Source organism: Nocardia alni, from assembly GCF_019038435.1.
In the GTDB taxonomy this organism is placed as follows: Bacteria; Actinomycetota; Actinomycetes; order Mycobacteriales; family Mycobacteriaceae; genus Nocardia; species Nocardia alni.
In genome coordinates, this window is the sequence record NZ_JAGPOX010000043.1 from 32,440 (window position 1) to 46,114 (window position 13,675).

At 69.0% G+C, this 13,675-nt stretch carries 11 protein-coding genes; 4 read left to right on the forward strand and 7 right to left on the reverse strand.

Annotation, left to right across the window (positions count from 1 at the left end; genetic code table 11):
• Positions 1 to 4 precede the first annotated feature (4 nt).
• The 3 genes from JZ791_RS18295 to JZ791_RS18305 all read right to left on the reverse strand — a co-directional run bounded on the left by JZ791_RS18295 (position 5) and on the right by JZ791_RS18305 (position 3,681).
• Complete coding sequence (locus tag JZ791_RS18295) at positions 5 to 1,291, reverse strand: cytochrome P450 (protein WP_308162973.1); 1,287 nt, start codon at positions 1,289 to 1,291, stop codon at positions 5 to 7.
• A 144-nt stretch (positions 1,292 to 1,435) separates the two neighbouring features.
• Positions 1,436 to 2,152, reverse strand: a complete 717-nt coding sequence (locus JZ791_RS18300) for a TIGR03089 family protein (RefSeq protein ID WP_216896353.1) — start codon at positions 2,150 to 2,152, stop codon at positions 1,436 to 1,438.
• Positions 2,140 to 3,681 (reverse strand): LCP family protein, encoded by a 1,542-nt coding sequence (locus JZ791_RS18305; RefSeq protein WP_216896354.1) that lies wholly within the window; start codon positions 3,679 to 3,681, stop codon positions 2,140 to 2,142. The genes JZ791_RS18300 and JZ791_RS18305 overlap by 13 nt, the downstream gene beginning before the upstream one ends.
• Before the next feature lie 55 nt (positions 3,682 to 3,736).
• Between JZ791_RS18305 and rfbD the strand changes: the two genes are divergently transcribed.
• The 4 genes from rfbD (at position 3,737) to JZ791_RS18325 (ending at position 8,380) form a co-directional block, all read left to right on the forward strand.
• On the forward strand, positions 3,737 to 4,579 hold the full coding sequence (rfbD, locus tag JZ791_RS18310; RefSeq protein WP_308162974.1) for a dTDP-4-dehydrorhamnose reductase: 843 nt from the start codon (positions 3,737 to 3,739) through the stop codon (positions 4,577 to 4,579).
• A 10-nt stretch (positions 4,580 to 4,589) separates the two neighbouring features.
• Positions 4,590 to 5,468, forward strand: coding sequence for a glycosyltransferase family 2 protein (locus tag JZ791_RS18315; protein ID WP_216896356.1), 879 nt, complete (start codon positions 4,590 to 4,592; stop codon positions 5,466 to 5,468).
• Positions 5,469 to 5,523: 55 nt separating this feature from the next.
• Positions 5,524 to 6,618, forward strand: coding sequence for a mannose-1-phosphate guanylyltransferase (gene manB / locus JZ791_RS18320; RefSeq protein ID WP_216896357.1), 1,095 nt, complete (start codon positions 5,524 to 5,526; stop codon positions 6,616 to 6,618).
• Positions 6,619 to 6,886: 268 nt separating this feature from the next.
• A complete protein-coding gene (locus JZ791_RS18325; protein WP_216896358.1) occupies positions 6,887 to 8,380 on the forward strand; it encodes a phytoene desaturase family protein in 1,494 nt (497 codons plus the stop codon).
• 8 nt (positions 8,381 to 8,388) lie between these two features.
• On the opposite strand, the gene JZ791_RS18330 is transcribed toward JZ791_RS18325, so the two are convergent.
• The 4 genes from JZ791_RS18330 to JZ791_RS18345 form a co-directional block, all read right to left on the reverse strand.
• Entirely contained in the window at positions 8,389 to 9,309 is a 921-nt protein-coding gene (locus tag JZ791_RS18330) for a cation diffusion facilitator family transporter (protein ID WP_216896359.1), read from the reverse strand.
• A 223-nt stretch (positions 9,310 to 9,532) separates the two neighbouring features.
• Positions 9,533 to 10,762, reverse strand: coding sequence for a mannose-6-phosphate isomerase, class I (manA, locus tag JZ791_RS18335; protein WP_216896360.1), 1,230 nt, complete (start codon positions 10,760 to 10,762; stop codon positions 9,533 to 9,535).
• Complete coding sequence (locus JZ791_RS18340; protein ID WP_216896361.1) at positions 10,762 to 11,976, reverse strand: tobH protein; 1,215 nt, start codon at positions 11,974 to 11,976, stop codon at positions 10,762 to 10,764. The genes manA and JZ791_RS18340 overlap by 1 nt, the downstream gene beginning before the upstream one ends.
• Positions 11,977 to 12,067: 91 nt before the next feature.
• Positions 12,068 to 13,513, reverse strand: coding sequence for a phosphomannomutase/phosphoglucomutase (locus JZ791_RS18345; RefSeq protein WP_216896362.1), 1,446 nt, complete (start codon positions 13,511 to 13,513; stop codon positions 12,068 to 12,070).
• Between the last annotated feature and the right edge of the window lie 162 nt (positions 13,514 to 13,675).

Below are 13,675 nucleotides of genomic sequence, written 5' to 3' on the forward strand. Positions count from 1 at the left end.
CTGCTCAGGAGTGCATCGTGGCCGAGCGTTCGGCGTGGCGGTGGCCCAGCGCCACCGGCATGTGGCTGTAACCGTGGAGGGTGAACAGCGGGCGTCGGGTGGGTTCGCCCGCGAGCTTCAGATCCGGGAAGCGCTCGAACAGGGCGCGCAGCGCGTGCACCGCCTCCATGCGGGCCAGGCTGGCGCCCAGACAGGCGTGGATGCCGGAGGAGAAGCTCAGGTGTTCCTTGGCGTTCGCGCGGGTGATGTCGAAACGGTCCGGTTCGTCGAAGACCTTCGGATCGCGGTTGGCTCCGGCCAGGGACAGGATGACCGTCGCCTCCGGGGCCAACCGCATCCCCGCGTACTCCACCTCGGCATGCGCGACGCGCGCGGTGGACTGCACCGGTGAGTCGATGCGCAGCACCTCTTCGACCGCGTTGGGCCACAGATCCGGCTCCTCGCGCAGCCGGGCCAACTGGTCGGGGTGGGCCAGTAGTTGCACGATCGCATTACCGATGAGATTGACGGTGGTCTCGAAGCCCGCGCCCATCAGCAGGGTCGCGGTGGCTTTGAGCTCCTGATCGTCCATCTCGCCCTCGGCGACCAGGGTCGACAGGATGTCCTCACCCGGTTCGGCGCGCAGCCGGGCGATATGGCCGTCCGCGAAGCGGTCCATCGACTCGATCGCGATCAGAGCCCGGCGGTAGGTGGGCCACGGGTTGCCGATATCCAGCAGCGGAGTGATCGCGTCGCCCCAGCTCAGGAACTCATCACGCGTGTCGTAGGGGAAACCGAGCATCTCGGAGATGATCGCGATCGGCACTTGGGCGGCGAAGTCGGAGATCAGATCCGCCGTGCCGTTTTCCGGCAGTGCGTCGAGCAGTTCCACGGTGACCGTCTCGACCCGATCGCGCAGCCGCGCGATCGCGCGGGGGGTGAACGCCGCGGATACCGAACGCCGCAGCCGATCGTGCTCGGGCGGGTTGACCACCAGCATGGACGGCGCCTCGGTCGGATTCGGCGCGAGCGGGGCGCGATCCTTGAGCCAGCGCAGCACCGTGAAGCGGGTGCTGAAGTTATCGGTCGCGCGCACGCCCATATCCTTGTCGCGCAGCATATTTCGGCATATCTCATGGTCGACGGTGAAATACGCGATGGGCGTGCGGATCAATTGCCCCCGGGCGCGGACCGATTCGAGCACCGCGTACGGATTGTCCGCCACCGCGGGCGAGCCGAACAGCTGCGAGATCGGTTCGCCGCTGCGGGCCAGACGACTGAGCAGCAGACGCGGGATCCCCTGCCCGGCCATCCATCGAAGCCAATATCGCGGCTGCATAGCCAACCCCCGTTCGTCGGTTCCGTCCGGTCGTGATTCAACGGTACGCATGCGTATTGCCCACTGAAACGTGCCGCGGTCGGAAACGGTTCCCCTACCCGGGTAGGAGACGCCGCCTCAACCTCGCGACGCCGTGACCCGCTCGGTCGCGATCCGCTGCTCCTGCTTGGCCGGGTCCGGGTTGACGACCTGCACCAGCGACGCACCGGCCGCATAGACCGCCAACAGCCCCTCGACCACCTCGTCCGGGGTCTCCCACGGGGTACCCGAAAGCACTCGATCCGAGGCGGAAAACCCTTGCCGGGCGGCAGATTTACGGGCATCGGTGAGTACATCGGCCACGGCCATGCCCGCCAGCGCGGCGCCCGCGCCCCGGGGATGGAACTGATCGCCGTGCACGCGCACCGAGGTCGCGAAGTCGGTGACGCCGACCGGCAGCTCCCGCACCGGCGCACCCATCGGATCCAGTGACAGCGCCGCCACCTCCGCGATGTCCTCCACCTCACCCAGCCGATCGGGAGTGACCAGTGCGAGCTCGGCGTCCTCGTCCGGTCGCAGCACCACCTCGACCCCCGCCCACCAGCAGCCCAGCAGGACCGCCGCGGTCTGCCAGTGCGCCGGCAGCAGCACCACCACGCGGGCGCCGGGGGACAGGCCGAATTCGTCGCGAATCAGATTCGCGGTCTTGGCCGCCCAGTTGGCCAGGGTCAGCGCGGACAGCTCGATACGGGCGCCGGTGGCGTCGTCGTAATAGGTGATGCGCGGACCCGCGGGGTCCCTGGCGAGGATGGGATCGAGCAGGGCGTCGGTGAGAGTCTGGTCTAATTCACGCATTTCGGTCCGTTCTGGCCTGCGTCGATGGGAGGCGCGGGCGGCACCGGCGTCGGGGTGCCCGAGGAGGTCTCGGACAGATCGAACATGGTGCTTGCCGCCGAACCCGGACCAGAATAGTCACCGGCCAGCACCACCCGTACCGCCCCCTCCGGCAGGCCCGGATCCGCCCGCACCGGCAGGCCGCCCAGGGCCTTGGCCACCGCCGCGGCCTTGGGATCGGAGCTGCTGCCGGACATGACCCGGCTGGTCTGAATCGGGCCGCCGATCCAGTTGTCCACGGTCCCGGTGCCGAAACCCTTGTCCGTCAACGCGTGTGCCACCTGCCCGGCGAGGCCGGGAGTGCCGCTGGCGTTGTAGACGTCGGCGGTGATCTGCGACGGCGTCGCCGCGGTCGGGTCGGACCCGCCGATCATCGCGGCCACATACGTGCGCACCGTCGGGGGATCCACCCGCACCACCGAGGTGCCGTCGTCGAGCGTCCCGTTGAGATCCTTCACCGGGATCGTCCCGAATCGCACCTTCCCGGCGGTCAGATTCTGCAACTGCTGCATGAAGTCCAGCACGTCCCAGCCGTCGTCGAGCACGATACTGCGCCCGACCGCGTCGCTGAGCTCCCGCAACCTGGCCGGATTGGCCAGGATCTTCGCGCTGAGCGCCTGATGCACCAGCGAGGCCATGTACACCTGCTGGCGCACGATCCGGTCGATATCGCCGCGCGGCAGTTCGTGGCGCTGGCGCACGAAACTCAGCGCCTGCGCGCCGTTGAGCCGCTGCCGTCCGGCCGGGAAGTCCGCACCCGACATCGGTTCGTCGACCGGGTTGTTCAGGCAGATCTCGACCCCGCCGACGGCGTCGGTGAGCAGTACGAAGCCGAGCAGTCCGACCTCGGCGTAATGATCGACGGTGATGCCGGTGAGGTTGGCCACGGATTTGATCAGCGCCTCTCGCCCCGCCTGGGTCGACCTCGTCTCCGCATCGTCACTGGAGACGCCCTGGTCGATCAGCTTTTCGCGGGTCAGCTCCTTGGTCGAGCCGTAGGCCGAATTGATCTTGCCCATACCTATGCCGGGAATGTCGACATAGGAGTCGCGGGGAATGGATATCGCCGCGGCCGAGCGGCCGTCGTTGGGTATGCGCAGCAGCACGATGGTGTCGGTATTGGTGCCGACCTCGTCACCGGCGTGCAGCATGGCGCGCTCGCCGGGGGTGAGTGGATTGCCGTGCGCGTCGGTGCGGCTGTCGATGCCGACCATCAGGATGTCGGTGGCGCCGTCGCTGTCGCCGCCCAGCCCGAGGTTGCCGATGCGCTCGATGCCCGAGACGAGACTGTCGACACTGTGCCAGCCGAAGCCGGTGACGATGAATACGACGGTCGCGGTGGCCGCGGCGAGCACCTGCCCGGGGCGAGTGCTGCGCACCCGGGCTGTCCGCGTCGTCGGGATCCTGTTCTGCGGCAATGCTCGAGTCCTTCCGGCCCGGCCCGAATTACTTCCACACGTGACACCGCCCCCGGGGATGAGGCTAGCCATAACCGGCGCGCGCACCGCTGAACCGGCGCTGGCGTGGCGTGCCAGACTTGCGCGCGTGAGAAGAATCGTCGTGACGGGTGCGGGCGGTCAGCTCGGCCGGGCGGTGTCCGCGCAGGCGCCCGACGCGGTCGCGCTGGCGCGCGCCGAGTTGGACATCACCGACGCCGACGCGGTGCGGGCGGTGCTCGAGCCCGGGGACGCGGTGCTCAACTGCGCCGCGTACACCGCCGTGGATGCCGCCGAATCCGATGAGCAGGCCGCCTTCGCGCGTAACGAGACCGGGCCCGCGGTGCTCGCGGCCGCGTGTACGGCGGTGGGCGCCGCGCTGATCCATGTGTCCACCGATTACGTCTTCGACGGATCCGCGACGAGCCCGTACGAGCCCGGCGATCCGACCGGACCGACCACCGTGTACGGCCGGTCCAAACTCGCCGGTGAGCGCGCGGTGTTGCGGGAGGCCCCCGATGCGCACATCGTGCGCACCGCCTGGGTCTACACCGGTGACCAGCGCGATTTCGTCGCGACCATGCGCCGGCTGGAGGGTGAGCGGGAGACGGTGCGCGTGGTCGAGGATCAGATCGGTTCGCCGACCTTCGCACCGGACCTGGCCGCTGGGCTGCTGGAACTGGCACGCCGAGGGTTCGAGGGCGTGCCGTCGATCCTGCACGCCACCAACGCGGGCCGGGCCAGCTGGTTCGAGCTGGCCCGCGCGGTGTTCGCCGGGGTGGGCGCCGACCCCGCCCGGGTGCTGCCGTGCACCAGCGCCGAATATCCGAGTTCCACACCGCGCCCGGCATATTCGGTGCTGTCGAATCGTTCCTGGGCGGCCGCCGGGTTGACCCCGTTGCGAGACTGGCGATCCGCCCTGGACGACGCGCTGGCCCGCCTGGACCAGTAGGCTGCACCGAGTGAACGCTTCGCCAAGTCTCGTCGTCGTCACCGTGACCTACTCGCCGGGCGAGCACCTCGAGCATTTCATCAGCACGCTGACCACGGCCACCAGTGAGAAACCACAGGTCATCCTCGCCGACAACGGTTCGACCGACGGCACGCCCGAACTGGCCGAGCAGGCCAACGAGCACGTGCGGCTGCTACGCACGGGGGGCAATATCGGATACGGCGGCGCGATCAACCGCGCGGTGGCCGAGATCGATCCGGAGATCGAGTTCATCGTCATCGCCAACCCCGATATCCGCTGGGATACCGATTCCATCGATACGATGCTCGAGGCCGCCCGGCGCTGGCCGCGCGCGGGGGCGATCGGCCCGATGGTGCGCGAACCGGACGGCAGCGTCTATCCCTCGGCGCGGGCGGTGCCGAATCTGCTCGACGGCGCGGGGCACGCCATTCTCGGCACGGTGTGGCCGGGCAACCCGTGGACCCGGCGCTACCGCCAGGAGAACGAGCAGATCAGCGAGCGGACGGCGGGCTGGCTGTCGGGCTCGTGCCTGCTGGTGCGGCGGGCGGCGTTCGACAGCATCGACGGCTTTGACTCGCGCTACTTCATGTACATGGAGGATGTCGACTTCGGCGACCGCATGGGCCGCGCGGGCTGGCACAATGTGTTCGTGCCGTCGGCGGAGGTCACGCACGCGAAGGGGCATGCGGCCGGACGACACCCCGAGACGATGCTCCCGGCCCATCATGCCTCGGCGTATCGTTTCCAGGCCGATCGGCATCCGCGCTGGTGGCAGGCGCCATTGCGGTTGGCTCTGCGAGTCGGACTTGCCATTCGCTGCAAGCTTGCGGTTCGATCGGCGCTGCGCGAACGCGACGCCCGGAGCTGACCCGATACGACGTCAGCCGGGACGAATTTCGACCGAACCTGAAAAGGGGAGATGGATGGCGGACACTGCTGTGCCGACGGCCGCCCAGGCCGATGCCGTGATTCTGGTGGGCGGCCAGGGCACCCGGCTGCGCCCGTTGACGCTGTCCGCGCCCAAGCCGATGCTGCCGGTGGCCGGACTGCCGTTCCTGCATCACCTGCTGGCCCGCATCGCCGATGCCGGAATCACCCACGTCGTGCTGGGCACCTCGTTCAAGGCCGAGGTGTTCGAGGAGCATTTCGGGGACGGGTCCGAGCTCGGGATCGACCTGGAGTACGTCACCGAGACCGAGCCGCTGGGCACCGGCGGCGGCATCCGCAACGTCCTGCCCAAGCTGCGCTCGGACACCGTGATGGTGTTCAACGGCGATGTGCTCGGCGGCGCCGACCTCGGCGCGGTGCTCGATACGCATGCCGGCGCCAACGCCGATGTCACCCTGCACCTGGTGCGGGTGAGCGATCCGCGCGCGTTCGGCTGCGTGCCCACCGACGAGTCCGGCCGGGTCACCGCATTCCTGGAGAAGACCCAGGACCCGCCCACCGATCAGATCAACGCCGGGTGCTATGTGTTCCGGCGCGAGTACATCGAGAAGATCCCGACCGGGCGTCCGGTGTCGGTGGAGCGCGAGGTGTTCCCGTCGCTGCTGGCCGAAGGGGCGCATATCCAGGGGCATGTGGACGTCTCGTACTGGCGCGATATGGGCACCCCCGAGGATTTCGTGCGCGGTTCGGCGGATCTGGTCCGCGGCATCGCCCCCTCACCGGCCCTGCCCGGCCAGCGTGGTGAATCGCTGGTTCATCCCGGCGCGGGCATCGCTCCCGGCGCGTTGCTGATCGGCGGCACGGTCGTCGGCCGCGGCGCGGAGGTCGGCGCGGGTGCGCGCCTGGACGGCGCGATCCTGTTCGACGGCGCCCGCGTGGAGGCCGGCGCCACGGTGGAGCGCTCGATCATCGGCTTCGGCGCCCGCATCGGCCCTCGCGCCCTGGTCCGCGACGGCGTGATCGGCGACGGCGCGAACGTCGGCGCCCGCTGCGAACTACTACGCGGCGCCCGCATCTGGCCGGGTGTCGACCTGCCTGACGGTGGGATCCGGTTCTCCACGGACGTGTAGGGCCTCGCCGGCGTCCCTGAGCCGAATGCGCTTGTAGCCCGGCCCGTGGATGGCCATGTCTATTGGTCGCTCGGATGATTCGGCGACGAATTGGCTTGTACAACGGGCGAATTGTGGAGCCTGCGTGGATCAGCGGCCCTCTGACACCTTCGAAGGCACAACGGATCGACCGCAACGAGGCACTTCCGCGAGTGCTCCGGTGAACTGACGCCTTTGGGGCCAGGAGTGGGTCGGATCCTACGTCCTCTCCGCGCCTACGATGGCGATCATGGCTGACGCAGTGGTAGTCGGGTCTGGGCCGAACGGGCTGGCCGCGGCGGTGACGCTTGCTCGTGCGGGGCTCGAGGTCGAGGTGTACGAGGCGGGGGACACTGTCGGTGGGGGATGCCGGACCGCCGAGTTGACGCTGCCGGGGTTCGCGCACGATGTGTGCGCGGGCGCCCATCCGATGGCGTCGGCGTCGCCGTTCTTTCGCGCATTCGACCTCGTCGCGCACGGTGTGGAACTGCTCGCGCCCGAGGTGTCCTACGCGCATCCGCTGGATGGTGGCGCCGCGGGTCTGGCGTGGCGTGATCTGGACCGCACGGTCGCCGGTCTCGGGCGGGACGGCGCGGCGTGGCGACGGTTTTTCGGGCCGTTGGCGCAGAACTGGCAGGAGCTGGTCGCGCTGGCCATGTCGGATACCCGGCATCCGCCGCTGAACGTGATGACGGGAATTCGCTTCGGTCGGCGTCTGCTGGAACAGTCGACGCCGCTGTGGGATATGCGTTTTCATGACGACATCGCGCCGGCGATGCTCACCGGTATCGCCGCGCACGCGATACACCCACCGCGCGCGTTCTCCGGCGCGGGTGTCGCACTGCTGCTGGGCACGCTGGCCCATGTGGACGGCTGGGGGATTCCGCGCGGCGGCAGTCAGACGATCATGGATGCGCTCGCGGCGGATATCGAGCGGTCCGGTGGTCGCATCGTCACCGGGCATCGCGTCGAATCCCTCGATGAATTCCGTGACGCGCGAACGATTCTCCTCGATACTGCCCCAGCTGGGTTGCTGCGGTTGGCCGGGGAGCGGCTGCCCGCCCGTTATGCGGCCCAGTTGAGCAAGGTCCGCTATGGCGGCGCGGCGTGCAAAGTGGATTTCGCGCTCTCCGGTCCGGTGCCGTGGCGAGCGCGGGATTGCGCGCAGGCCGGGACGTTGCACGTGATCGGCACACGCGCCGAGGCCGTGGCCGCCGAAAAGGCTGTCGCCGCAGGACATCACGCGGAGCGGCCCTACGTGCTGGCCATTCAACCCGGCGTGGTCGACGATTCGCGCGCGCCGCAGGGGAAGCACGCCTTCTACACCTACGCGCATGTGCCCAACGGTTCCGATCGCGATGTCAGCGATACGGTCGTGGCCCAGATCGAACGCTTCGCACCGGGTTTCGCGGATCTGATCCTGGCCCGGCACGTGCGCACCGCGGAACAAATGCCCGCCTACAACGCCAACTACGTCGGCGGCGATATCTCCTCGGGCGCGATGACCCTGCGCCAGACCCTGCTTCGTCCCACCCCCCGCTGGAACCCGTACTCCACGCCGCTGCCCGGGGTCTACCTCTGCTCCGCGTCGACCCCGCCCGGGCCGGGAGTGCACGGCATGTCCGGCCTGCTTGCCGCGGGCCATGCCCTGCGCACCCGTTTCGGTATCACCGAGAACCCACTCGCTCTGATCCGCAAGGGAAATCGCGCCGCCGGCATCGAGCGCGTCGATGGCGGCTCCTGACAGCGTCCCTACACCCGCTGCGTGCGGTACAGATCCGGCTCGATGTACATCAGCTGGGCGATCGGCACCGCCGCGCGAACCCGGGCCTCGGCGTCGTCGATGGCGGCGGCGATCTCGCGGATCTCCAGTCCCGGCACGATCGCGACCTTCGCGGCGACCAGCAGTTCCTCGGGGCCCAGATATTCCGTGCGCAGGTGGATGACGCGGTCGATGCGGGTGCCGTCGACGAGGTTCTCGGTGATCGCGCGGACCTGCTCGGGGGTCGCGCCCTCGCCGATCAGCAGGCTCTTCATCTCCACGATCAGGACGATCGCGATGGCGCCCAGCAGGATTCCGATGCCGAGGGTGCCGATGCCGTCCCAGACCGGATCGTCGGTGAGTATCGTGAGCACCACCGCGATCAGCGCGATCAGCAGGCCGACCAGTGCGCCGCTGTCCTCGAGCATGACGACCGGCAGCTCCGGATTGCGGGAGTTGCGGATGAACCGCCACCAACCGGTGCCGCCGCGCAGCTCGGCCGATTCCCGCATCGCTGTCGCGAAGCTGTAGCCCTCGAGCGCCGCGGCGAGCACCAGGATGACGACCGCCACCACCGGTGACGTCAACTTCTCGGGATGCTGGATCTTGTGGATGCCCTCCCAGATCGCGTACATCGAACCCAGGGTGAACAGCACCAACGCCACTACGAACGAATAGAAGTAGCGATTGCGCCCGTAGCCGAACGGATGCAGCTCGTCGGCCTCCTGGCCGGCCCGGTTCTGCCCGAGCAGCAACAGCCCCTGATTGCCCGTGTCGGCCAGCGAGTGCACCGCCTCGGCCAGCATCGACCCGGACCCCGTGATGAACGCGCCGACGAACTTGGCCACCGCGATGCCCGCGTTGGCGCTGAGCGCCGCGAAGATCGCCTTCTTACCGCCGCCAGCAGACATGTTGTCGCCCAGGTCCTTTCGTCGATCCCGTTGACACAGACACACGATCGGCAATGTCCGATTTGCCCGGATAACGTACCGCACCGGCTCTCCCGGCCGCGCGCGCCTCATATCGCCGGACAGTACCCGACCATACCGACTGGTCCCCGCGCGTTCTACGCCATCTCCGGCAGGCCCGTAGCCGGATCCAGCCCTGCCTGTCGCGGGTAACGGGCCGGGAAGCTTACTGCCCGCCCACGCAGGCGCAGAACAGCTGCGCCGGGCCGCCCAGCGCCTGCGCCCGGATGTTGATGTCCGCCGCGGAGATCCACGCCGCGCCACCGGGAGTGATCCGCAGTTCGTCGGAGCCTTGCAGCAGGCGCACGGAACCGTCCGTGCACAGCAGGATGCCCGGTCCGGTGCGCGGAATCGACGTCGGAGCGGCGCCGGCGTCCAACTCGAATCGGCGCAGTGCGAATTCCGTTGCGGGCGTGCGGTATCGGAACGAATATTCGCCGACCGGCTCGGGCTTCACGATGGGCAGCTCGAGCGGTTCGAAATCCAGCACCCGCAGTAACTCCGGCACGTCGACATGCTTGGGGGTCAGCCCGCCGCGCAGCACATTGTCGGAGTTGGCCATGATCTCCACGCCGACACCGTGCAGATAGGCGTGCAGGTTTCCGGCGTCCAGGAACAGGCCCTGTCCGGGCTCGAGGGTGATCCGGTTGAGCAGCAGCACCGCCAGCACCCCGGCGTCGCCCGGATATGCCTCGGCCAGCTCGAGTACCGTGCGCATCTCGGGGGTGAATTCGTCGGCGGCCGAATCGCTGTGGCCGTCCGCCAGATAGTGCACGCAGCCGTCGAGCACCTTGGGCAGGATCGAGGCCAGCATGGCCTGCGGCAGCGTGATCCAGGTCGTGAACAGGGTGCGCAGGCCGGAGGAATCGGGTTGTGCGGCAAGCAGTTCGGCGTAGGGCGTGAGCTCGGGCACCTCGAGGGCGCGCAGCAGCGCGACGGTGCGCCGCGGCTCGCGGAATCCGGCCAGTGCCTCGAAACGGCTGAGCGCGACGATCAGTTCGGGTTTGTGGCTGTCGTCGCGGTAGTTGCGCATCGGTGAATCCAGTGGCACGTGCTGGAGGTTCTCCCGCTCGAATCCGGCCCGCGCCTGATCCGCACTGGGATGCGCCTGCAGCGACAGCGGCTCCTCGGCGGCGAGGATCTTCAGCAGGAACGGTAGCCGTCCACCGAATTCCGGTGCGACCGCGCCCAATTGCCGTTGCGGATCCGAGGCGACCAGCTCGAGCAGGGATTCGGTACGCCCATTGACGCGCACCTGGGCCGGATCGGCCGGATGCGCGCCGAACCACAGTTCGGCCTCCGGGTGGGCCGAGGGCACCGGTCTGCCGCACAGCTGAGCGAGTGCGGTGCGCGAGCCCCAGGCATAGGAACGCAACGCACCAACGAGTTCGTGCACTAGAAATGGCCCCCGTCGTAGTGGGCAGGACGATCGGACGCGACCGGGCCGCAGCCGAGCAGATGCAGATAGGCGGCGGCCATCTCGAGCCGCAGCGTCAGTACGGCGAGCCGCTCGAGTTCGCTCGTGCCCGCACCCTGCCGACTCTCGGCTTCGGCGCGACCGAACTGTCCGGCCGTGTCCATCGGTCGCTCGTTGCGTCCGCTCCCGGATTCGGACTCGACGTTCACCAGCTCGGCGTCGATGAGCCCGGACGAGGCGTCGAACAGCGACAACCGGCGGCGCGCGACGACCTGGTCGGCATCGGTGCTCACCACGAACAGACCTACTCGCTGCACCGGTGCGGGGCCGTCGAGCTGCTCGTCGTGGAACAGCGGATCGTAACCCGGTGCGCCCACGCCCGCGGCCTCGGAAATGCGAGTGTGCGCGGCCACGACCTGGGCCAGATCGGCGGCCGCGGTGATCTGGCCGGTGGCCGCGAGCATGACCTCGGCGGCATGCGCGGCCACCTGCGTCGCGGCGGGCCAGTCGCCGGTCAGTATGAGCCGGCGTCCGGGCATGCGCGCGGCCAGCAGCTTGGCCGGATTGTGGAAGACCTCGTTGGTGGGGCTGTCGCGCAGCGCCTCGGTGTCCAGTACATCGGCCAGCGCATCCAGATCCGGTGTCAGCGGGCCGATATGGGGCGGATCCACCGCGCGCAGCACAGCGATGCCGATGGCCAGGAAACGCAATAGTCGGTTGTGATCGAGCACCCGCACCCGTGGCGGGAGCATGACCGCGCGCCCGGCGGCCGCGGCGCGCAGCGGACCCTCGTCGGGTGCTGCCACCACGACCTCGGCGCCCCGGTACAGCGCCCGGTCGACCGCGCTGATCAGGCGCGGATCGCCCGCGTCGTCGCCGGCGACAAGCACGACGTCGAGCGGGCCGATCCACTGCGGAATGGCCGTGACGGTCACGATCGGCAGCCCGGCCCGGTCGCCCAGACCAGCCGCGAGTATCGCGGCCGCGCGGGCGGCGCGTCCGGTGCCCGTGACGACGACCAGGCTGCGCGGGCGCATATCGGTCAACCGCTCCAGCACGCCCTCACCGATGGCCGCCGCCGTGGCGCGCACCTGCGCGCCCCCGGACGCGGCCGAACGCAACGTCCCCCCGGAATCGGCGGCCTCCAGCGAGGCGACGTCATCGAGGTCGAGAACCGGTGTCCCTGCGATCATCGGGCGTTGCCACCTCCCCTCATCGAGTCACCAGGCCGGGAGAACCTGTCCGTTCCGAGCGAATACACGCCCTGTGATTCCACTATTCCAGTCAGCCGCGCACGATGCTCAGGATCTCGGTCACGAGTGCGTCTACTTCCTCGGACGATCGTGCCTCGACGTTCAGGCGCAACAGCGGCTCGGTATTCGATGCGCGCAGGTTGAACCACGCGTCGGCGGGCAACTGCACGGTGACGCCGTCCAGTCGGTCCACCGCGACGGCCCGATCCTGAAATGCCGCGAGCACCGCCATCGTCCGCTCCTTCGCGTCGGCCACTGTGGAATTGATCTCCCCGGAGGCCGCAAACGTTGCATACGCCGCCGACAGTTCGGACATCGTCTGCGCCCCCGAACCGGGCCCGTCCTTCTCGCCCAGTGCGGCCAGCACGTGCAGCGCGGCGAGCATGCCGGAATCGGCGCCCCAGAAATCGCGGAAATAGTAGTGCGCCGAGTGCTCGCCGCCGAAGATCGCGCCGGTGGCGGCCATCTGCTGCTTGATGAACGAGTGCCCGACCCGGGTGCGCAGCGGGGTGCCGCCCAGCTCGGTGACCAGCTTCGGCACCGCCTGGGAGGTGATCAGGTTGTGGATGACGGTCGCGCCCGGTTCCTTGGCCAGCTCCCGCTCGGCCACCAGCGCGGTGATCGCGGACGGGGAGACCGGCTCGCCGCGCTCGTCGACCACGAAGCAGCGGTCGGCGTCGCCGTCGAAGGCCAGGCCGATGTCCGCGCCGGTGGAGCGGACGTACTTCTGCAGATCCACCAGATTCTTCGGGTCCAGCGGATTGGCCTCGTGGTTGGGGAACGAGCCGTCGAGTTCGAAGTACAGCGGTTCGACGGTGAGCGCGCCCACCGCGCCCAGGACCGCGGGCACCGTGTGGCCGCCCATGCCGTTGCCGGCGTCGACCGCGACCTTCAGCGGGCGGATACCGCTCAGATCGACCAGCCCGCGCAGGAATTCGGCGTAGGCCTCGAGCAGGTCCTGCTCGGATTCCGAACCCCGGGGGCCGTCATGGGCGGGTACGCCCGCGATGAGCTCCTCGGTGATCGTGGCCAGGCCCGTGTCCTGCCCGACCGGCAGCGCGTTGGCGCGGCACAGTTTGATGCCGTTGTAGCGGGCCGGGTTGTGGCTGGCGGTGAACATCGCGCCCGGGCAGCCCAGGTGACCCGAGGCGAAGTAGAGCTCGTCGGTGGAGGCCAGGCCGATCTGCACCACGTCCAGGCCCTGGGACCGCACGCCGTCGGCGAAGGCGGTGGCCAGGGTGGGGGAGGACTCGCGCATATCGTGTCCGATGACCACCCGGGTGGCCTGTTCGCCGCGCATCAGCCGCGCGAACGCCGCGCCCACGTCGCGGACGAAATCCTCGTCGATCTGCTCCCCGACCACACCCCGCACGTCGTACGCCTTGACAACTGCTTGAACCATTTCGGCCGACCGAGCGACTGGCCCGCTCGCCGCCCGACCGCCACCCCTGATCGAATCGCTGCGCGATGCTGACATGTTCACCACCCTAATAGGCCCCCGCGCGTGAACATATTCCGTGTCGGATACACGCGCGGTTCTCGACGCCTCAGCGCGTGTCGCCCTGGTCGATGCCATGTCGGGCGAGAGGGGGATCGATCGATTCGCACGCTGTCCGCGGCTCGTCATCATGGGTGCGCG

Coding starts and splice junctions, on each gene's coding strand:
- JZ791_RS18295 (WP_308162973.1), bottom strand. CDS start 1,291: ATGGCCGGGCAGGGGATCCCGCGTCTGCTGCTCAGTCGTCTGGCCCGC.
- JZ791_RS18300 (WP_216896353.1), bottom strand. CDS start 2,152: ATGCGTGAATTAGACCAGACTCTCACCGACGCCCTGCTCGATCCCATC.
- JZ791_RS18305 (WP_216896354.1), bottom strand. CDS start 3,681: ATGGCTAGCCTCATCCCCGGGGGCGGTGTCACGTGTGGAAGTAATTCG.
- manB (WP_216896357.1), top strand. CDS start 5,524: ATGGCGGACACTGCTGTGCCGACGGCCGCCCAGGCCGATGCCGTGATT.
- JZ791_RS18325 (WP_216896358.1), top strand. CDS start 6,887: ATGGCTGACGCAGTGGTAGTCGGGTCTGGGCCGAACGGGCTGGCCGCG.
- JZ791_RS18330 (WP_216896359.1), bottom strand. CDS start 9,309: ATGTCTGCTGGCGGCGGTAAGAAGGCGATCTTCGCGGCGCTCAGCGCC.
- JZ791_RS18340 (WP_216896361.1), bottom strand. CDS start 11,976: ATGATCGCAGGGACACCGGTTCTCGACCTCGATGACGTCGCCTCGCTG.
- JZ791_RS18345 (WP_216896362.1), bottom strand. CDS start 13,513: ATGTCAGCATCGCGCAGCGATTCGATCAGGGGTGGCGGTCGGGCGGCG.